This is a genomic window from Pantoea sp. PNA 03-3, from assembly GCF_003201175.1.
Classification (GTDB): Bacteria; Pseudomonadota; Gammaproteobacteria; order Enterobacterales; family Enterobacteriaceae; genus Pantoea; species Pantoea stewartii.
This window is the reverse complement of record NZ_QICO01000003.1, coordinates 649,229-670,090: the sequence shown is the minus strand read 5'-3', so window position 1 is coordinate 670,090 and position 20,862 is coordinate 649,229. Positions and strand designations below refer to the sequence as shown.

16 protein-coding genes are annotated in these 20,862 nt (G+C 54.7%); 2 read left to right on the top strand and 14 right to left on the bottom strand.

What is annotated here, in order from left to right:
* Positions 1-22: 22 nt before the first annotated feature.
* The 8 genes from tssA to C7433_RS12770 all read right to left on the bottom strand — a co-directional run bounded on the left by tssA (position 23) and on the right by C7433_RS12770 (position 11,708).
* Complete coding sequence (gene tssA, locus C7433_RS12805; RefSeq protein ID WP_033742167.1) at positions 23-1,048, bottom strand: type VI secretion system protein TssA; 1,026 nt, start codon at positions 1,046-1,048, stop codon at positions 23-25.
* Between the two features lie 10 nt (positions 1,049-1,058).
* On the bottom strand, positions 1,059-1,775 hold the full coding sequence (gene tagF / locus C7433_RS12800) for a type VI secretion system-associated protein TagF (RefSeq protein ID WP_110268299.1): 717 nt from the start codon (positions 1,773-1,775) through the stop codon (positions 1,059-1,061).
* A 14-nt stretch (positions 1,776-1,789) separates the two neighbouring features.
* On the bottom strand, positions 1,790-5,416 hold the full coding sequence (gene tssM / locus C7433_RS12795; protein ID WP_033742169.1) for a type VI secretion system membrane subunit TssM: 3,627 nt from the start codon (positions 5,414-5,416) through the stop codon (positions 1,790-1,792).
* A 3-nt stretch (positions 5,417-5,419) separates the two neighbouring features.
* Complete coding sequence (locus tag C7433_RS12790; protein ID WP_080752842.1) at positions 5,420-6,667, bottom strand: DotU family type VI secretion system protein; 1,248 nt, start codon at positions 6,665-6,667, stop codon at positions 5,420-5,422.
* A gap of 16 nt (positions 6,668-6,683) precedes the next feature.
* Positions 6,684-8,024, bottom strand: a complete 1,341-nt coding sequence (gene tssK / locus C7433_RS12785) for a type VI secretion system baseplate subunit TssK (RefSeq protein WP_033742173.1) — start codon at positions 8,022-8,024, stop codon at positions 6,684-6,686.
* 21 nt (positions 8,025-8,045) lie between these two features.
* Complete coding sequence (gene tssJ, locus C7433_RS12780) at positions 8,046-8,549, bottom strand: type VI secretion system lipoprotein TssJ (RefSeq protein WP_110268298.1); 504 nt, start codon at positions 8,547-8,549, stop codon at positions 8,046-8,048.
* Between the two features lie 23 nt (positions 8,550-8,572).
* Complete coding sequence (locus C7433_RS12775) at positions 8,573-9,169, bottom strand: hypothetical protein (protein WP_033742175.1); 597 nt, start codon at positions 9,167-9,169, stop codon at positions 8,573-8,575.
* A 1,078-nt stretch (positions 9,170-10,247) separates the two neighbouring features.
* Complete coding sequence (locus C7433_RS12770) at positions 10,248-11,708, bottom strand: EmmdR/YeeO family multidrug/toxin efflux MATE transporter (protein WP_199227856.1); 1,461 nt, start codon at positions 11,706-11,708, stop codon at positions 10,248-10,250.
* A gap of 345 nt (positions 11,709-12,053) precedes the next feature.
* Here C7433_RS12770 and C7433_RS12765 point away from each other — a divergent pair, with 345 nt between their 5' ends.
* On the top strand, positions 12,054-13,508 hold the full coding sequence (locus C7433_RS12765; protein WP_033742179.1) for an AMP nucleosidase: 1,455 nt from the start codon (positions 12,054-12,056) through the stop codon (positions 13,506-13,508).
* 77 nt (positions 13,509-13,585) lie between these two features.
* Here the strand turns inward: C7433_RS12765 and C7433_RS12760 are convergent, their stop codons facing one another.
* Both C7433_RS12760 and C7433_RS12755 read right to left on the bottom strand, forming a co-directional pair.
* Entirely contained in the window at positions 13,586-14,419 is an 834-nt protein-coding gene (locus C7433_RS12760) for a hypothetical protein (protein ID WP_233255777.1), read from the bottom strand.
* A 396-nt stretch (positions 14,420-14,815) separates the two neighbouring features.
* The gene (locus C7433_RS12755) at positions 14,816-16,114 is read right to left on the bottom strand and encodes an NCS2 family permease (protein ID WP_199227855.1); all 1,299 of its coding nucleotides are present in this window, start codon (positions 16,112-16,114) and stop codon (positions 14,816-14,818) included.
* 437 nt (positions 16,115-16,551) lie between these two features.
* On the opposite strand from C7433_RS12755, the gene C7433_RS12750 reads away from it, so the two are divergent.
* Positions 16,552-17,295, top strand: coding sequence for a response regulator (locus C7433_RS12750; RefSeq protein ID WP_033739476.1), 744 nt, complete (start codon positions 16,552-16,554; stop codon positions 17,293-17,295).
* Here C7433_RS12750 and C7433_RS12745 read toward each other — a convergent pair.
* Genes C7433_RS12745 through C7433_RS12730 form a run of 4 tightly spaced genes read right to left on the bottom strand, consistent with a single transcriptional unit; the run spans position 17,232 to position 20,823 of the window.
* Positions 17,232-18,284: a carbohydrate kinase family protein gene (locus tag C7433_RS12745; protein WP_110268296.1), complete on the bottom strand. Its 1,053-nt coding sequence runs from the start codon at positions 18,282-18,284 to the stop codon at positions 17,232-17,234. The genes C7433_RS12750 and C7433_RS12745 overlap by 64 nt on opposite strands.
* The gene (locus tag C7433_RS12740; protein ID WP_033739478.1) at positions 18,285-19,145 is read right to left on the bottom strand and encodes a ketose 1,6-bisphosphate aldolase; all 861 of its coding nucleotides are present in this window, start codon (positions 19,143-19,145) and stop codon (positions 18,285-18,287) included.
* The gene (locus tag C7433_RS12735) at positions 19,145-19,837 is read right to left on the bottom strand and encodes a D-lyxose/D-mannose family sugar isomerase (RefSeq protein WP_110268295.1); all 693 of its coding nucleotides are present in this window, start codon (positions 19,835-19,837) and stop codon (positions 19,145-19,147) included. Before C7433_RS12735 ends, C7433_RS12740 begins: the two co-directional genes overlap by 1 nt.
* 47 nt (positions 19,838-19,884) lie before the next feature.
* Positions 19,885-20,823, bottom strand: coding sequence for an ABC transporter substrate-binding protein (locus C7433_RS12730; protein WP_054633546.1), 939 nt, complete (start codon positions 20,821-20,823; stop codon positions 19,885-19,887).
* Positions 20,824-20,862 lie beyond the last annotated feature (39 nt).

Below are 20,862 nucleotides of genomic sequence, written 5' to 3'. Positions count from 1 at the left end.
GCGTTAAGACTTCACTGATAGCTTAGTCGCGGCGTCCAAAAATGTTTTCTAACTGATGTACACCATCCGGCGCAAGGTCGCGAATGATGTCCATAAAGTCGAGTTCGATCAGGCGCTGTACACGGTCAATCATCAACGGTGCCGGATGGCTGGGCTCGTGCTGCGTAAAGTACTGTTTCACTTTTTCCAGCATTAACTGCGCTTCAGCACGCGAGTTAAGCTGAGCACTGCGCCAGTCTGTAGCGGCGCGCGACGCGGCCCTGGGCGCGGTTGGGTTTTCAGTTTCCGGTGCAGACTGTACGGCCGCTGCCAGAGACTGTAACGCGCCGATATCGGTGGCCTGGCAACGCTCATTCAGCATGGCGAAGCTGCGCTGAAGCTGACTCATATCCGGTAAGGCCGTTTCATCCAGCTTTTCAGTCACCAGGCTACGAATGCGCTGCAAACGTTCGCCAATGTCCTGAATGGCCGCAACGCCGGGTTGCTCGCCTCGCGCCAGTTCATCATTAAGACGCGGCAGGCCGCCAGGGTAGTCTGGCACTTCCGTTTTACTGCCGTCACATAATGCAGCGGCATCGCGAAGCGTAATCCCGTCGGAAGCATAACGCAGCAGCCACGACTGGCGCACCGCGCCCGCCAGGGCTGACTGGTCGCCCAGCACGGCCAGGGCATTAATGCGGTAAAAGGGATCGGGCTGGCCATCTTCTTCCAGACGTGGCCATAAGGTTTCCCAGTACTGCGACATGGCCTGCTCAATCAGTTGCAACCCCTGTGCATAGCCGGGCAACCCTTTGAGACGAGTCCAGGCGTGCGTCAGCGTGAGCATGACGCGTAAATCTTTGCTGCGGCTCATTAAATCCAGTGCCAGCTTTTCGACCTTGTTCCAGTCAGCCGGTTCGGCCGGAATGATGGTATTGCCGAACTGCTGCTCGGCTTTGCCTACGCTGGCCTGTTCCATCGCCTGAAAATCCGCATCGTATTCCAGGTTATCCCCGCAGGGATTATCGTGGCTTACCGGTATCAGCAACGTGTCAATATCAATACTCATCCGTTTCGCCTCAGGATTCAAACATAGGAGGATAAAGTCCATTTCGCCCGGGCTTTGCACCGCCCGCCGGATCGAATAACAGCGAAAATAACTGCGCTGTCAGGTTGCCGCTGTGGACATGGGTATAAAGCGGAAAACCGTCGCTCTGATTGGTCCACCAAAAACTGCTTTGAAACTGGGGATCAAAACTCTGTGATGGCAAATTCCAGCTCAGGGGGGAGGCATTATTCTCCCCGCTGCCGATCACCGATAAGATATCCGATGAGGCTTCGCCTTCCTGAGGCTGTGGAAGGGGAATACTTAACAACGCCTGATCAAACTGCTCGGGCGTGCCCCCCTCCTGAACCGCCCGCAATAAGGTATTGCCCATCTGGTGATACCAGTCACCGGCGCGGGCCAGCAATAACGGGGCCCATTCCGTTGGCGTAAAGTAGCGCAACGCACAGAGCGGATAATGTCGCCCGACGCTGTCGCGGGCGGCGGTCAGGCAGCCCATCTGAATCAGCTGCGTACCTAACATGGGCGGTATGACAAAATTCCATACGGGCGCTTTAAGAAAGGCCCGAGACGCGGAATGCTCGCCTTCCGCACTGGTTTGCCAGTGATGCAATCCTACCTGAAACCAGTTCGACCACTGGCGCTGCAGGGTATCGGGGAAACGTCGTTTTACGAAATCACCCGAACTGGGCAGTTTGCCGTACCAGCCAGGTGCTGCGTATTGAGTCATAGTCAGATCCTGTTTCAGGGACAGCTAAATGCAGGGAGCTGGAAGGGGTTCCTGATGCTGCCCGGCGTAAAGGACAACGTCACATTATGGCCGTCCACATTAAAGCTGGCTTCGCGCGTCAGTCCGCCGACCGAGGTGACCTGTGCGCGGTCAAAGAAGCGATTAAGCGCCCATGGCCCGCTGGTGGTCAGCGTGGAGGTCGTGCCATTCGTCAGGCCCAGTTGCATGCGCACCTGACTGGTTCCCCCCGGACCGGGCCAGCTGACTAACTGCACCGCCTGTGGACCATGACTGTAGCGTAAGATTTGCCCGTCCACGTCCAGCGTCATATTAAGAATGTCGTTGTCCATTTTTACCGTGCGCAACGTCACGCGGAAAGAAGGCGTGGTGGCACCATTGGCAAAAAACGCATCGCGAATCGACTGAGCCTGCTGGAACGGACGCAGCAGCGCTTCGCCCCCCGGTAACGTTTTACCATCAATGCCCGGCGTGAAACGCCATGCCGCGCGGGTGGTATCCACTTTACTGGCCAGATTGTCCCGGAAGAAGCTGTCCATCAGTCCGCTGCCTGGCGCAAACATGCGCGCCAGGTCGTCAGGCGTGACTTCACTTCGCGCGTTGCGCACTAAAGGATAGCGGCCGGCAATCGCCTGGCGACAGAAACTGCCAACTTCCATGGTAATGCGCTTGCGGACGTTATCCATATCGCGACGCTGTGCATCACTGCTGGCACCGACAGCCATACCGGAGACCATATTTTGCAGCGAGCCAGGCAAACGACCCGCGCTGGCCTGCAGACGGCTGATCGCATCACTGGACGGCGGTGGCATTCCGCTGTTCGCCGCGTCCTGTACGGCCGTGAGGTAACGATAGAGGTCGTCAATCTGCTTCAGGAAATCATCCACGGCCAGCACTTTGCTGCCCTGCTGCAATGGCTGTGCCAGTTCGATAATCGGTGCGAAATGGGCCGTTACCGCTTGTTCAGGCGTTTGCTGCACCGCACCCTGTTCACCATTCGAGCGCGGCGAGGTAAACAGTGCCTGTAACGTGCGCGTGGCACTGTTATCTGATGCGGCTGCGGCATTTTTCGCGCTCTTGTCGTCAGGTTGTGCCCGCGTCAGCGTGAGCTGTTTACTCAAATTAATAACCAGTTGCCGCAGCGGGGAATGGTTACTGGATAACAGACGTGCGGTATTAATACGCTGCGTTAAATCGGCACTGCTGTTGAGCTGGATATCGCTGAGAAACTGCTCCCACTGGCGAATATAGTCCTGAATATACAGCTGACGCACCGCCATATCGGTTTGTTTGCTGTCTTCATGGGCCGTTTCGCCGCCCAGCACCCAGATATCATCCTTGTAGAGGGCATCCGTCACGGGGGCGATCTCTTTATCAACGTGGTTCCAGTAGCCGTCGGGCGTGAAAAGTCCGGACACGCCTTCATTCACGGATTTACCGCTTTTACGTGAGAACACCAGTTCGCTTTGCGGCCCACCCAGGGCAGCCAGGGTCACGGGTGACAATGCACTATCGCGTTCCAGCAGGCGTTTCAGGCGTCCGTAAACGCGCTGTGACAGCGGCATCTGACTAATCAGCGCCTGCTCGCGCTTTACCAGCGCGTCATCCTTCGCATAGGGCGAGGACTGGATCTGTGTTTCCAGCAACTGCTGCAGGTGCCACGCCAGCTGTTTCACCTCCGCCTGCGTCACATCCTGAGGCAGTTCACGGGAGATATTTAACATCATCCACGCCTGAAGAAACTTACCGTCATAGTGCTTTGGCTGATACAGCATCTGATAAGCCTTCAGGGCTTCATAGCTGTAATCGGCATCGCTGCCGTTGTCATTGCGTAACCAGCGGGTAATATTTTGCGCCACTTGTGGCATCAACAGTTGTTTAAGTGCGCGATCGTATAACGCCTGCGTGGCGTCACTCACTTCGGTACCCCGATACAGCCCCATGCGACGCGTCAGCGGCGGATGCTCCAGGGAAAAAGACGCGCTTTCCGGCAGGTGCAACAGCGTGTTGAGATAAGGGACCAGCGCAAACAGGTTACCGTTCACCTCTTTTTGCAGTTTGTCACCCAGTTGCTCGACCTGCGGCGTTTTGGCCGCCATCTCCTGCAGATAAGTTTTATTTTTGTTGTAGCTGATCAGCCACAATGTCCCCGCAATCAGCACCAGGATAAGCAAGGCCAGGTAGCCCGACCAGAGCCCTACGCGATTACGGAGTTCCCACCAGCGATTGCTGCCCGCCAGGCCCGACTCCTGAAAGATGACGTTTTCCAGCACCCCTTTCAGGAAGAAACTCTGGCCTTTGTTCTGCGGAATCGGGGCCTCTTTATCCACCTTGTCCCAGCTACCTGACTCGCCCTGCTGCTGGCCCGGCAAGTGCAGTGCACGTGTCAGTTCGCCCATCACACGGTCAAATGGCAGCCCTTCCTGGGTGCCGCTGGCGAAATAGATCCCGCGCGGCGCAAACTGCGTTTCGAAATCAGAACGGGCAAAGAGAATATCCAGCGCTTCAGCCAACTGTGGGCGCAGCGCGGCAAATTCTTGTGGGAACAGATAACTTTCTGCCCGCGCCTGCGCATCACTTTCCGCCAGCAGAACATCCGCCAGCCCGGCATCCAGCCGCTGTTGCAACAGAGCATATTCCTGCTGGAACTGGCTGCTCAGTTCGAAATCCGCTGTCGAGGCTTTCGCCCATGGGAAGGTAAATCCCCAAATCTGTTCGCGCTGTGTTTTATCCAGGCTGGCAAAATAACTGCGGAAACCTTTTAACAGGTCAGCTTTAGTGACCAGCACATAAACCGGAAAGCGAATGCCCAGTTGATCGTGAAGTTCCATCAGGCGCTGACGCAGCGCCATCGCCTGATTACGCATGGCGTCGGGCGACTGCGACAACAGATCAGCCACGCTCAGTGTCACAATGACGCCGTTTACAGGCTGACGGCCACGGTATTTGCGCAGCAGCGCCAGAAAATGGTGCCATTCACTGGCATCACGCTCCTGCTGACTTTCCTGCGTGGTATAGCGTCCTGCGGTATCCAGCAGGACAGCTTCATTTGTAAACCACCAGTCGCAGTTTCGTGTTCCGCCAATACCGCGTAAGGCCGCTTTGCCAAATTTATCGGCCAGCGGAAACTGCAAACCGGAATTCACAAGCGCCGTCGTTTTACCCGCGCCAGGCGCACCGATAATCATGTACCACGGCAGTTGGTACAGGTACTGATGGCTGAAGCGCTGCGCCCAGAAAGGGGCGCCTTTGCTGCTCTGGCGCTGAAAATGCGCCTTTTTCAGCATTTCTGTCGCTTCAGAGAAGCGGCTGGCAAGCACCTGATCCTCACTGGTCAGGCGTTTGCGCTCTTCCTCAGGTGCGTCCGGTTTACTGGTCTCCAGACTGGACATCAGTTTGCGGTTCAGCCAGTAGTTATACAGACGTGGGATCGCCTGACTCAGGCCCCAGACCACATACAGCAGCGCAATACTGATCATGCGGTTCTGTTCAGACTCCAGCGGCCGGGAATCCACTATCGAGAACACCGGGCCGATGACCCAAATGATAAATGATAACGCTGTGATACCGACGAAGCCCCACGCCAGGCGGCTGGTCAGTATCGAAAACAGGACATTCAGCATGGATTAGTTCCCTCTTGCCAGGCCGTTAAGTTCAGCTTTCGTCGTGTCAGGTGCGACCTGCAGCGTGATTTCAACACGACGGTTGCGGGCGCGGTTCTCTGCACTGTTATTAGGCACCAGCGGGTGCGTTTCGCCCCGCCCTTCCGCCTTGACACGTGACGGATTGGCCAGCTGTTTTTGCAACAGGTTCTGAACGGACTGAGCGCGAGCCAGCGACAGCTCGTAGTTCGATGCAAAACGTGCACTGCGAATCGGTACGTTATCGCTGTATCCCACGACCAGGATTTTCCCGCTGACGTTGTTCATGGCCTCGGCAATGCGCTGAATCACCGCATCATAACGCCCACGAACTTCCGTTGATCCAGAGGCGAATAAGCCGTCTCCTTTCAGCGTCACCACGCTCTGATCGGCCTCGTCACGCACCGCGACCAGGCCTTCATCGATTTCTGGTTTGAGGAAGGACTTCAGGTTCAGTGACGGCGGCGGCGGCGGTGCCGGATTACGAATCTGCACTTCAGGCAGCGTCGTCTGATAAATTTTGGCCAGCACCGGCGAGGTGTAATCCCCCAGCCGCCAGTTAAGCACAATGTAGAACAGGCAGGCCGCCAGGCCCGCCAGCGCGGCGCAGGCCCACAGCGGAATCATCGGTCGCCACAGTTTGCGCAACACCGGTTGATCGGTAGGATGCGGCGAAAGCGCAGCGGCAAAACTTCCCCTGACGCTTCGGATCATCTGCAGCAGGCGCTGTTTAATGGTGTCCAGTTGTGAACGCCCGTTGTCGAGTACGCGGTAGCGCCCTTCGAACCCCAGCACCAGACAGAAATAAATTAGCTCCAGTAACAGAATATGCTGTCGCGGATTTTGTGACAGTTTAGCCAGCAGCTGGAAAAACTTTTCGCCACCCCAGGTTTCGTTGTGAAAAGTTACCAGCAAGCCATTACTGGTCCACACACCGCGGCTGCCCCAGGGCGTCAGCGCAGCGGCTTCGTCCAGCGCCGTACACAGGCAGTAACGTGCGCCAACGATCACTTCGTAGCTCAGACCCGACTGCTGACAGGCCAGCTCGAAACGACGAATCTGTTCGATAAGTTGCTGGCGTAAACGGGCTGGATCGTCATGCGATACCGAGTGACGAATCTGGGGAATGGCGTTGATCAGCGGATTAGCTGCGGCCACCAGCGTGTTCTGATGGCTCAGACTTAACTCCTGCTGAAAAGCATCACTGTTCGGTTTGTTTTGTTCCTGCATCATGCCTGCTCAGTTTGAATTATTCTGACTGACTGCGAATGGCCCAGAACTCCATGTTCAGGCCCGGAAACTCACCGGCAAGGTGCAGCGCGAAGGCACCCGATCGTTCCATCTCCTGCCAAAGCTCGCTGTTTTTATCCAACTCAAAATAGCTGTATCCCGCGTGCCAGGGGATTTGCGGGGGCGCGCCAGGCATGGCTCTCAGGGCCAGCCCCGGAAGCTGCAACTGCACGAGATCGCGAATTTTGGTCACAGGCGCGACCTTCATCTGTGCCGGGAAATGGGTTTTGAGTGCATCGGCGGGAACGCTTGCCTTGACGGCCAGCACAAAGCCAAATTCACGCACCATGCTGTTGTCTGGCACGGTGGCGACGTTCAGGCCGTGTGAACGCTGCGTCAGTGGCAGTTGAATGGCGCTCTCTTCCATGACCTGCGACAGCCCCTGACGCAGCAACAGGGTGAGGCGCGAAAAGCAACCTTGCAGATCATCGTGATCGTAAAGGGGAAGCGCGTCAGGCGTACGGGCCTGCGTCCAGGTTGCCAGTTCCGCGGCCAGTTGTAACCAGTGGCTGTAGAGCGTTTCAGGATGCAGTAACGGCAGGTGCTGCAGATGAGCGTGCAGCCCCAACTGGCGATTAAGGAGCGCCAGCAGCATGAAATCCACCATATCTGCACTGTTAAAACGCCCGGTACCTGGCGCGCGCTGGCTCAGTTGCTGGCTGCGCTGCTGAATCATACCGTGCAAATCCGTCATCATGCTCTGAAGCGGACGACTGCCTGCAAGCGTTAAGGTAGGAGGGATATAGTCATTGTCTAAACGAATGTGGTTGTCACTGCGTTTTTCAACAATCTGCGCCACGCCCATGGCCGTCCACTCTGCGGTCAGATCCTGCTCCAGCATTAACCGCAGGCGAAGCTTGCCAAACTGGACAGTGGCGGTGCCAACAGCCTGCGCGTTGTCATCTTCGACTTCCGCTTCCCAGGCGAGGTAGCGCGCCAGAGAATCTGGCGCATCTTCAAACGTTACCGCTTCGCGGCCATTACGCCGCGCGGGGATGGCCAGCACCACTTTCGCCCGGTCAATATTCGCGGGCACGTCTAATGGGGCTGGACCTTGCTGGGGCTGGCTGAAAGCAAAAAACGTCCCATCCGGCAGACATCCACTGGCGGCATTGAGCGCCAGCTTGCCCTGCCGTAACAGCGCTTCATCAAATTCGAGATCGAAAAATCCCCAAATGTAAGGACGTTGCGACTGGCCCCATTCACGCAGCGAGCTTTGCAGAAAATTTTCTGCCTGCTGGAAATGGTGAGGACGCAAAAACATCCCTTCCGCCCAAACAACCTTTTCGGCTCTGTTCATAATCATCCTTTGAAGACGGTGTTATTGCTTAACGAGACGCATACCGGCATCGTCAACAATAATGTTGGCGTTTAGCTCACCATCATTGCTTTTCCAGAACTGCCAGAATGAACTGCTGTCGCTGTCCGGGAAAGGCAGCGCCAGCCGCCACACTTTGCCATCCAGCTTTTGATATTCCGCCATGATGCCGATAAACCGTGCCTCAGGCAGGCTTTTCGCACTCAGCGTTTTACTGAGCTGACCGGACATCAGGAAAAACTGCTGACTGTTAAGCAGCGTATTGCCTAATGCTGTCGCGGGTTGATTCTGTAATGTGAAAAAATCAGCGGACATAAACTCGGCATCCGACGTCAACAGCATGACGCGCACTTTGAGCGGCGCGCCGGCGTTGATGGGGGGATGCGCCTGAAAATTCAGGTTGTAGCGCGCGATATCGGGCTTACTGCTACTGCATGCGGTCAGCAGAAGTAGCAGGAAGGGCCAGAGCCATTTTTTCAGGCCAGCGCGCAAGTGGGTATGTGCCATATCTGCCCCTCCCTGCCCCTGACTTAGTTAATGATCCAGGTACCGTTATTGCTGTTCTGGCAGGCCTGGCTGTTGCCATCAACAGAGACGCAGGTCTTTTTCTTCGCGGCGGCACGCGCACGACGCTTAGGCTGATCGGCTTTGATGGTTTGGTCGTATAAATCGCTTTTTACCACTGCACGGAAAGGCACATAGCCAATGACTTTGACCGCATTAGTGGGTGCCTGAGGCGCGGCGCCCTTACTGTCGGTGGCTTTCGCGTCAGTTGCGGGTGGTGAAACCGCGTCAGCTTCTTCGCCCAGTGCCAGCCAGTTATTTTCTACCTGACCCACAACGGTATAGGTTTCACCCGTTTTCAGCGTTTCCACGACCTTGCCGCCAAAATCCGGGCGTGTCATCACAGAGGCAGGATACAGGGCACGGTAACTCTCATTGACGGCGGTGAACTGTGCAGGCGCAGCTACGGCATGACGGTGAATCAGGGTAGTGCCATCAACGGTATTGGTGACCATTGTGTCATCTGTCATTTTTGGCGGTGTTTTACAGCCTGCAACAGCAAAAACAAACATCAGGCTTAATGCAATTCGAAAGTTCACCATTTTTTTCATATTTAGTTCCATTAATACCCAAAAAAGTGGCCATTGGCCGGTGGTCAGCGCGTCATATTGTTGCACAACGTCAACTGGACGCCAGATAACGCCAAGTCATTGATTAACAATACAAGTTGCCTGAATAGGAGCGTTGATTGAGTGTAAATTTTATACGATGAGCATGAACAGTATAGGCACAGTTCATAAAACCTGATGACCGGAGAAGCGGGTCGGCTGAATTTCACCAAATACATTCAGCAAACTGACCCATTCCTAAAAGCAAACGGTATTAAAGCAGCCTGATTATGTTTTGGTAAGACACGATTTTTGTTAGGTAATCGTTAAACTTAACGGGGCTGGTTAATCGTTATTCGTGTGGGGAGAATGGTAACATCCTGCTTAAATTCCAGTCGATCTCACACAAATAGCAATAAATCAATGGGTTACAAAAAAATATGCAGCACCATAGCTACCGCACGAGCCTGTACATCCTGCTCGCCTGTGTAAAGTTCTTTTCCATTTATTAACATCTTACACAGCTTTACATATTGCCTTGAAAAATTCAATACAGCTCCCAGTTACGCAACTAAGTAATAGTACTTATGTTTTTTACTAACTCAAACAGATGACAATACGGTGAAACCTGCACATTTCGTACGTCTGATACTCATCTATGGTCTCAGCGCCCCTATCCTTTAGTATAAAAGATTAAGCAAGATGAATATTTTAAGGTGCCGGATGGCCCTGAACGCTGAGAAAACCGTCAGCTCAAACGCGATGCGTAAGTTGAAAAGAGGAATTAAGTCAAATTTGGCTGCCTGGTCTTTCTGAAACAAAATCAATAACACATATTAATCAAATAGTTGAACGAAGCAATGGCGTTAAATTTAAGAGTATTCCTATCAAGAGGCGATACGCGCGGCCCTGGATTCGAACGCATTTCGTCCGCTTTGCGGGAAAAGTGGGCACAGAACCGTCCTGACGAATGACGAAACCTGTGTAGAGGCAGGTAAATGAAAAGCGTGGCAGTATTAAAACAGACTGTGATGATGCGCGGCGCGAAGCTGCCACGCATCATCCCCTCTCACAAACGGGTGGCTGAAGGTATTCAGGTGGATTCTGCCCTGGCGAGCATCTTGCGGTAGTTATTAAGCCATTTTCCGCTTTTCAGTCGCCACCAGAAAAATCCGCCGCGCACCGTCCAGTCAAGGAACATGCCCAGCCAGACACCAATCACGCCCATACCGAGTTCAATGCCCAGCAGATAACCAATAACAACCCTTGCGCACCACATACTGAACATCGATACATACATCGTATAACGGGCATCACGCGCGCCCTTCAGGCCGGCGGGCAGCACCCAGGAGGCGGCCCAAATCGGCATAAACAGGGCATTCAGCCAGATAAGGTGTTTGGTGACGCTAATCACTTCCGGATCGCTGGTGTAGAACCGTGCCAGCAGCCCCGCCAGCGGTATGGTCAGCGCAGCAACGCCTGTCAGACAGATTGTAGCCAACAGATAGACGTGCTTGATTTGCCGCTCTGCCTGAAAAATCTGGTATTTACCTAAGCGTTTTCCCGTAATAATGGTCGACGCCGATCCCAGCGCATTACCAGGCAGGTTAATCAGTGAGGCGATTGAAAACGCGATAAAATTGCCGGCAATTTCGTTGGTACCCATGCCCGCCACAAAGACCTGTGTCAGTAACTTCCCGCCGTTAAACAGCACGGATTCAATACTGGCCGGCACACCGATGCTTAAGACTTCAAATAAAATACTGCTGTTCCAGCGCCTGAAATAGCTGGACAGCGAAATTCTCAGTGAGGCGTTGAAGCCAATCATTAACACGTAGATGACCGCTATTGCGCCAATGTAGCGGGTAATTGTCAGCCCTAATCCGGCCCCCACAAAGCCCAGCCCCTTCCACGAAAAACAGCCATAAATCAGCACACTGCTGATAACGATGTTAAGGATATTCATCCCACCGTTAATCAGCATCGGTATTTTCGTGTTCCCTGCCCCACGCAGCGCACCGCTACCAATCAGCGTAATGGCCGCCGCCGGATAACTCCATGCGGAAACCTGCAGATAGCTGAGTGCCAGCGCTTTCACTTTCGGTTCTGCTGCGCCTGCGATGGCGTCAATAATCAGATGCCCCCAGAACTCAATGACGATAACCAGCACCAGGGCTAATACCGTCATCATTGCCAGCGACTGCCGTGTTGCGGCGCGGGCCCGTTTACCATTGCGTCTGGCCAGGCTAAACGCGACCACTACCGTGGTTCCCAGGTCGATGGCGGCAAAAAAGGAGATGACGACCATGTTGAAGCTGTCTGCCAGCCCGACGCCGGCCATGGCTTCTTTGCCCAGCCAGCTCACCAGGAAGGTACTTAACACGCCCATCAGTAGCACACAGGCATTTTCAAAAAAGATAGGAACTGCAAGAGGCGAAATTTCACGCCAGTACAGCGTGCGGTAAGCGCGACGTTTCGGATACCACGCCGTGCGCTTAATCGCCTGCACCACTGCTACGCCGGGATTTTGCAAAGGAGTACCAAATATGAACATGTCGGGAAAGAACTCTAATGATGGTAGCGTAAAGTGAAATATGCAAAACGTTTTGCATTCCTGTTAAATCATCGTTACACACTTTTCTGCTCTCGCCTTTAGTCGCGCCGAATCGGTGCTGCCATGCTCCGGTCCACCCTCTTGCCTTAGCGAAAGCCATTGCTGCCGTGCACATCCTGATGCTGTCGGGTTAATCCGTTTTTTTACTCAGTGCCGCATGATGCCCACTAGCCTCGCCCATAACAGGCAGCCGCAAAATGCGCGCGATCATAGATTCTTCACCCAATCCGTTGTTAAAACCGCTAAGCTGAGGAGCATTGTGGTAAGAACCTGAAAGGAGAAGTTATGCCAGCCCAACGGAAAAAGCTGACACGCGAACAGGCACTCGATGCGCTTGAGCAACTTTACAATGACGCCGTCGATGCGCTTCGTGCGTCCATCAAGGCCTACACGGAAGAAGGCGTGCTGCCGGACCCCGCCGCGCGTGAGCAAGGCCTGTTTGTTTATCCTGAATTACGCATTACCTGGCAGGGAGACGGACCGCAACAGAATCGCACGCGTGCATGGGGCCGTTTTACACATACAGGCAGTTACAGCACCACCGTCACCCGCCCCGCTTTACTTCGTCATTACATTTCAGAACAGCTGGCGATGCTGGAAAAAGAGTACGACGTGGACATCGAAGTCGGCCCGTCACAGCAGGAGATTCCCTACCCGTATGTAATAGACGGCTCTGACCTGTCGCTGGACCGGACCATGAGCGCCGGCATAGCCCGTCATTTTCCCACGACTGAACTCTCGCAGATTGGGGATGAAACGGCAGATGGCTTGTTTCATGCTGACGCCACCTTTCCCCTTTCCCACTTTGATGCGCTGCGCACCGACTTTTCGCTGGCACGCCTGCGCCACTATACCGGCACGGCTGTGGAGTATTTTCAGCCGTTCGTGTTGTTTACCAACTACACGCGTTATGTGGATGAATTCGTCCGCTGGGCCATCGAACAGGTACGCGATCCGTCAACCCCGTTTGACAGCCTGGTATGCGCCGGAGATGTCATCCTGACGGCTGACACGGAAAACAATGACGCGATGCTGTCCGATCTGGCCTGGAAAAAACATCAGATGCCTGCCTGGCATCTGACGTCACCGCATCGTCGCGGCATCACGCTGATCAATATCGGTGTGGGTCCTTCTAATGCCAAAACCATCTGCGATCACCTTGCCGTCATTCGCCCTCATGCCTGGCTGATGATAGGTCACTGCGGCGGCCTGCGCGAAAGTCAGCGTATTGGGGATTACGTGCTGGCCCATGCGTATTTGCGTGACGATCATGTACTGGATAGCGTGCTGCCACCGGATATCCCGATTCCCAGCATCGCCGAAGTTCAGCGCGCCCTCTACGATGCCACCAAATCGGTCAGCGGTATGCCCGGCGAAGAAGTCAAAGAGCGCCTGCGCACCGGTACTGTTGTCACCACCGATGACCGTAACTGGGAGCTGCGTTACTCGGCTTCTGCCCTGCGCTTTAATCTCAGCCGCGCCGTGGCGGTGGATATGGAAAGTGCCACCATTGCCGCCCAGGGTTACCGCTTCCGGGTGCCTTATGGCACGTTACTCTGTGTTTCCGATAAACCGTTACACGGCGAAATTAAGCTGCCCGGTCAGGCGAATCGCTTTTACGACGGCGCCATCTCTGAACACCTGCAGATTGGGATTCAGGCGGTAGAGCTGTTACGGGCTGAGGGTGACAAGTTACATTCGCGTAAACTGCGAACGTTTAACGAACCCCCGTTCCGTTAAAGAGTAAAATCAAAGACGGTATTAAGGGGGAGTCTCTTTCACATTAATGCCGTCATCCCTTCTCCGTTTCTGCTGAATCAGGCTGCGTTCAGTACGGCAGTATTTATAAACCAGGCAAACACAGCCAGAATAGCCGGGACCATAAATGTCCAGATAAGGCGATTATTCAGGCTTTCAAATCGCGCATCCAGCTTATCGAATTGCTCATCCACCTTGTCGAATCGCTGATCCACCTTGTCGAAGCGACGATCCATTCCGTCGAGTCGTTTATCAATGCCATCAAGGCGATAGTCGATTCCGTCTAGCCGCTTATCCACACCATCGAGCCGACAGTCTAGTCCGTCCAGCCGCTTATCCACGCCATCGAGCCGACTGTCGAGTCCGTCCAGCCGCTTATCCACGCCATCAAGCCGACAGTCGAGTCCGTCGAACCGCTTGTCCACGCCATCAAGTCGACAGTCGAGTCCGTCGAACCGCTTATCCACGCTATCGAGCCGCATGTCCACACCATCGAACCGACAGTCAAGTCCGTCCAGCCGCTTATCTGTCCCATCAAATCGGCTGTCAGTATCATCAAATTTCGCTATGACAACCGAGAAGCTGGCGTCAATGCTGTTAAACCGGTTAGTAACGTCGACTAATACCTTATTGATTTCAAAAATTTTGCTGTCAATACGATCCTGCCTGTTCTCAATACCGGCAAACTGACTCGCGACGTGTTCTACATTTTCTTCCAGGCCAGTGAATCGCTGAAGCATTTCAACGTGAAACAGCGTTTGCTCTGAGCGCAGTATTTCAAGATCGGTTTTCGTCGCAAATGCCGTCGCGCGCCCACTGAACAGCGCCAGATCAATTTTCATCTGATGGCTGTCTTGCTCCAGTCGCTCAAAGCGCTTTTCAAAATTTTCCATTGTTTTGCCTCCCGTCCCGCAATGACGGTCGATTACGTTTGGCTTTCCGCGATCCCGTTTTATACAAAGGTTGCCCATTATCAGTCCCTGACAGGCGGATTACATGCATCCGTTAACGTTATTCACGACCTGCTTCGACGTTATTGAAGCAAAGTCCCGCACAATAAACATTACCTGATTGAATAAGAACGCAAAATAAAACCAGCGTGCCGCCTTATTCAGAAGGTGTTGTCGAAGAGTAAGAGGTGAAAGGCGTGAAGAAAAGGCAGTTCATATTCATTTTGGAAGAGAATGCACAACGATTGAAAAAGCTGAATCAGCATGGTGATGCATCGACGCGAAATATAACGCTAAAACCGTTACAACATATTTAATATGCTGTAACGGTGAAGTTAATTATGCACTCAACCAGCCGAGCTTAATGACAAACAGCAGGGAAAGAATAATCAGCGCCGCATTAATTTCTTTCGTCCGCCCACTCAGCAGTTTCACCACGGTCCAGGTGATAAAGCCGAAAGCGATACCGTTTGCAATGGAATACGTTAATGGCATGGTCAGGGCCGTCACCGTAACAGGAGCCGCAGTAGTAATGTCTTTCCAGTCGATCTCGGCCAGGCCTGAGGTCATCAGCACAGCCACAAAGAGCAGTGCGGGTGCCGTGGCGTAAACCGGCACGCTGGAAGCCAGGGGTGAAAAGAACAGCGCCAGTAAAAACAGCACCGCCACCACCACAGCCGTTAATCCGGTACGGCCACCGGCGCTGACGCCTGCAGCCGATTCAACATAGCTGGTGGTCGTGGACGTTCCCAGCAGAGAACCAAACAGCGCCGCCGCACTGTCCGCCACAAGCGCGCGCCCCATTTTAGGCACGTTGCCCTCTTCGTCAGCCAGTCCGGCACGTTTGGTCACGCCCAGCAGCGTTCCCGTGTTATCAAACACGTCGACAAACAGGAACGCAAAAATCACGCTAATCAGACCCACGTTAAACGCACCCGCGATATCCAGATGCATAAACGTCGGGGCGATGGACGGCGGGGCAGAAAATACGCCGCCAAACGGCGTCAGGCCAATTCCCATGGAGATAAAGGTAATGATCAGAATGCCAATCAAAACCGCGCCCGTCACACGGCGCGCCTCCAGCACGACGATGATGATAAAACCTAACATCGCCAGCAGTGGTCCAGGCTTGGTCAAATCACCAATTCCTACCAGCGTGGCCGGATTGTCGACGACGATTCCCGCCCCTTCCAGCGCGATAATCGCCAGGAACAGACCAATACCGGCGGCAATCCCCGCACGCAACGGCAACGGAATGCTTTTGATAATCCATTCGCGAATTTTAAAGATTGATAACGCAAAGAAGATAACCGCAGACAGGAATACCGCGCCCAGCGCAATCTGCCAGGTGTAGCCCATGTGCAGCACAACGGTATACGTGAAGAAGGCATTCAGGCCCATTCCCGGTGCCAGGGCGATAGGATAGTTGGCAATCAGTCCCATCAACACAGAACCAATTGCCGCCGCCAGACAGGTCGCGACGAAGACCGCACCTTTGTCCATGCCGGTCGCCCCTAAAATACTGGGGTTAACGAACAGGATATAAGCCATTGCCAGAAAGGTCGTGATCCCGGCGATGATTTCGGTGCGAACCGTTGTGTTGTGCGCTTTTAATTTAAATAGTTTTTCTAACATCATTATCTCTCGATGATAGAGACGTCACTCAGGTACGTGCTCTCTTGCCAAAGTTATTATCATGCTGTTTGTGGTAATGCCGACGGCTGGCCCGCGCCGTTGCAGGCCTGCTAAAAACCGGGGTTGCTTTCCTTTGTCATGTGAGCAATTGCTAAGGCTTAAGCAATTGCTGTGCCAGTCCGACACGCAATCGATTACCTGGATAAGCGCAAACGAGCCTTAAGAGAATTCTGAACCGAATCAGGGCGCGATTATGGTGCATTGCCCCCTAAATGCGCAAACGTTTTCCTTTCGATGCCGAAAAGGCAAAAAAAGGGTGCTGACGCACGCTTCAACACTTTGTGAGGCGACGCTGGTCACGTTTCAGCCGCATTAACCTGCAGGCAAAAGGGGAATGTGTAAACTCGAAATTAACTCTTTAGTAACATTGAGGTCACACAATGAAGCCAGCAGTTCTGGTGGTGGATGATGATCCTGCGGTCTGCGATCTGTTGCAGGACGCGCTCAGTGAACATGCTTTACGGGTTTATCGTTGTCATCAGGGTAAAGAGGCGCTGGCGATGGTCAGTGCTCACCCGGACATCGCGCTGGTAATGTTGGATATGATGTTGCCTGATACCAATGGATTGCTGGTGCTCCAGCAGTTGCAGCGTCAACGGCCTGATATCCTCGTAATCATGCTGACCGGCATGGGATCGGAATCGGAGATGGTCGTGGGTCTGGAGATGGGCGCGGACGACTATATTGCTAAACCATTCAATCCCCGCGTGGTCGTGGCCCGCGCACGCGCCGCCCTCAGACGCAGCGGACGTGCCGCAACCAGTGATGACGCGCAGTCAGGCTGGCGCTTCAATGGCTGGGTGCTTGATGAAGCACGCTGCCAGTTACTCAATCCTCAACGCGAAACGGTTCCTCTGACGCAGGGGGAATATACTTTGTTACGCGCCATGGTACGGCATGCACGCAAGGTCCTGACGCGCGATCAGTTATTAGAACTGACCCACAGCGAGACGATGGATGTCTTTGACCGCACGATCGATGTGCTGATCATGCGGTTACGCCGTAAAATTGAAGCCAATCCGCATCAGCCCGGCCTGATCCGCACTATCCGCGGGCTGGGCTATGTTTTTTCTGCCGATGTGGTCAAACCTGAAGGGCTGGGACTTTCCACACAAACCGCCTGAGCCATCCATTCACGCATGTCGCGCAAGGGGCGAATGCCGTCTGTCGCATTGGCGGCACGCAGATTAAAACAGGCGCAGGTATGGGCCATTTTCAGCGTCGAGACCATATCCTCGCCTTCATGGCTGGCAAACAACACGCCCGCACAAAATGCATCACCCGCTCCGACGCTGCCCACAATGTCGTCGGGTGCCAGCTGCCAGGCGGGCTGCCAGACACCTTCGCCGTCCGCTTCACGTCCCCATGCGCCCTCGGGCGCATGGATAACAACACGCTGACGCACGCCCTGCTCCGCCAGCCACTGCGCGGCACGGGCAAAAGCGGCGGGCGGCTGAGTGCCGCGGCCATCACGTAACAGCACGCCTGACAACGCCTGCGCTTCCAGTTCATTAATCACCAGATAATCCAGCCAGCGTAAGGCAGGCAGCACCTGAGGGCGGTAATCGCCCGCGCGGGAAGCCAGATCCAGGGACGTGAAATAGCCCCGCTGCTGCATGTGTGCCAGCAACCGGGCGCTGCGGGTACCAAATTCGCTGTCCACGCTATCCAGCGTTTCCAGCAGCAGCAAATACCCCAGATGAAAGATGCGCTGTGCGTCATCGACGGCGGCGAAGTGCGGTCTGTCCAGTAAACTGTTGGCGCCGGGTGAAAAGAAAAAAGTCCGTTGTCCGTCCGGGGTCGTCATCACCTGGGTCATCGCTGTAGGCTTGTCGTCGGTGCGCTGCACTAACCGGTAGTCAATCTGCGCCGCTTTCATCATAGCCAGCAGAAAATCGCCATCGGCGTCATTGCCGAGCAGGCCAATCGCCGCCAGCGGCAGTGCACACTGCATGCGTGACAGCGTGAGCAGGACATTGAGCGGCGCGCCACCTGCGGCCTTTTCGCTGTGCTGTATTTCGGTCAGCCAGCCCTGTTCCGGCCAGTGGCTGATGCGATGCACATAATCCACCAGCATGACACCTGCGGCCAGAATGCCGCTTCGCGTTGTCATTTACGCCTGGCCTGCGCTGCCGAAAATGTTCATCTGCTGCATAACGGTTTCACAAATCGCCTTTTCCACCGCCATTAGTAACTCTGCGAACTCATCATAACGGGTATTGCGCGAGGCCAGGCTGCGTTCCACCGCGTCAAGGGCCGCCTGAGACATGCCGGTGTAAAAGTTAATTTTGTGAATACCGAGTGAGATTGCCCGACGGAAATCCGCGTCGCTGATGCCCGACCCGCCGTGCAGCACCAGCGGTACACCGGTTTGCTGACGAATCGCCGCCAGCCGGTCAAAATCCAGTTTGGGTTCCCCTTTGTATTTGCCGTGCGCATTACCAATGGCGACCGCCAGCGTATCAATGCCGGTTTCGCGCACAAATTCAGCGGCCAGTCGCGGATCGGTAAATTTCTCGCTGTCGGCTTCCCCAAACAGTGCGCCGCCTTCATCACCCCCGACTGCGCCCAGCTCTGCCTCAACGGAAACGCCGACGGCATGTGCGGCGCGAACCACTTCCCGCGTCTGGCGAATGTTCTCTTCATAGCTCAGGGTCGAACCGTCAAACATCACCGAGGTGAACCCGAGACGAATCGCCTGCATCACCGCCTCAAAGTGCAAGCCATGATCCAGATTCAGCACCACCGGAACAGTATGCTTCGCGGCTTCAAAACGGATTGCCTCAGTGATCTGATCGAGCGTGACGTACTTAAAATGCACTTCGGCAATGTTGATAATAAACGGCGAGCGCTGTCGCTCTGCCGCATCAAACAGCGCACGCAGGAAATGGCTGTCCAGGACATTAAACGCGCCCAGCGCATAACCCTGTTGCTGGGCATGCGCCAGCCCCTGTGCCAGAGAAATCAAAGCCATCATTCACTCCTCAAGGTGAGCCAGCGGGAATAGTCGTTACAAAGCAGCCTCTGGGGTTCCTCATCCTCGTCAAGGTCGTTGAAACGCGCCAGCGGCGTCAGGAAGACGTTGTCGTTGTCATCATCGTTGGGCATGGAGACTTCCCCCACCAGCACGTCACCAAAGCCGTTTTCGCCCCAGAAGCTGTGCCAGACGCCCGCGACGAGCGTGACACTTTCACCAGGGGAAAGCCTGATCTGCGAACCCGCCGCATGGGTTTGCCGGATGCCGTCCAGGGAAACCGTCACCGGCGTGGCGGCTTTGTCATGGCCTTCACGGTTATACAGCTCGACAATCAGGTTGCCGCCGCCGCGATTAATAATGTCTTCCATCTTGCGCGGATGGTAATGCATCGGCGTTACCTGCCCTTCACGCACGTGCATCACTTTTTCTGCATAAGGTTTGTGCCAGGGCGTTCCGTGCGGCGAGCCGTTGCGGAGTGTGAATAACGTCAGGCCGGTTTGCAGAAAATCGTCGCCACCAAAACTGGTCAGATCCCAGCCCAGGCGTAAGGCAACGATTTCAGTGATGTCCTCCTGTTGCTGACGCCACTGCCGGATACCGTAATCGGCCCAGGACGGCAGAGGGACGTCCTGACGGGTGAAAAAGTCTCGCGTATATTGCAAATGTTTGTTCACGTCGGCGCGTTTCATCTTCCGCTCTCCCGTTAAGGCGGCACCCTGCGATGCCGCCTGCTGGTTTATTTCACGGTCCAGCCTTTGTAGCTGCCGACATTATTACGGTCGATCAGCTTCACCGGGATCAGCACGGGTTTATCCGGTGCGGGTTTTCCCTGCAGGATGTCGTAACCAATTTCGACGGCTTTCGCGGCCATCACCTGAGGATCCTGAGCGGGCGTGGCGGCAAAGAGCGAGTTCTTACGCTTCAGCGCTTCTTCGCCGTCCGGTGAACCGTCCACTCCGACAATAAAGAACTCGTTACGCTGTGCCTGTTTCGCCGCTAAATCCGCGCCAATTGCGGTTGGATCGTTAATCGCGAACACGGCATCAATTTTCGGGTTGGCCGACAGCAGGCCGGTCATCACTTCCAGGCCGCCTTCACGGCTGCCTTTGGCGTTCTGATTAGAAGAAAGCAGTTTGATGTCAGGATGGCGTTTCAGCGCCGTCATACAGCCTTCCACGCGGTTTTGCACCGCCGAGACCGGCGGCCCGTTGATAATGACGACGTTGCCTTTGTCTTTCAGACGGTCAGCGATATATTTACAGGCCATTTCACCGGCCTGAGTGTTATCCGAGGTGATCGTCGCGTTGGCACCGTCGGCGGCGACGTCGACAGCCACCACCACAATCCCGGCATCCCGTGCGCGTTTCACTGCGGGCGCGATCCCTTTTGAGTCCGCGGCATTCAGGATAATCATGTCGACTTTAGCGGCGATGAAGTTATCTATCTGCCCTACCTGCTGTCCGAGATCGTAGCCACTTGACACCAGCGTCACCTTGACGTTATCGCCAGCCAGCTGGCGCGCCTTCATCTCTGCGCCCTTGGTGATTTGCACGAAGAACGGGTTAGCCAGATCGCCCACCGTCACGCCAATCGATTTCAGTTCTTTTGCCTGAGCCATACCGGCGCTGAGCAGCGTTGCCGCCAGCAACCCGGTTACAATCGGATTAAAACGCATAGATCTTCTCCTGCTGTTATTTATCGGCCAACTGCTGAA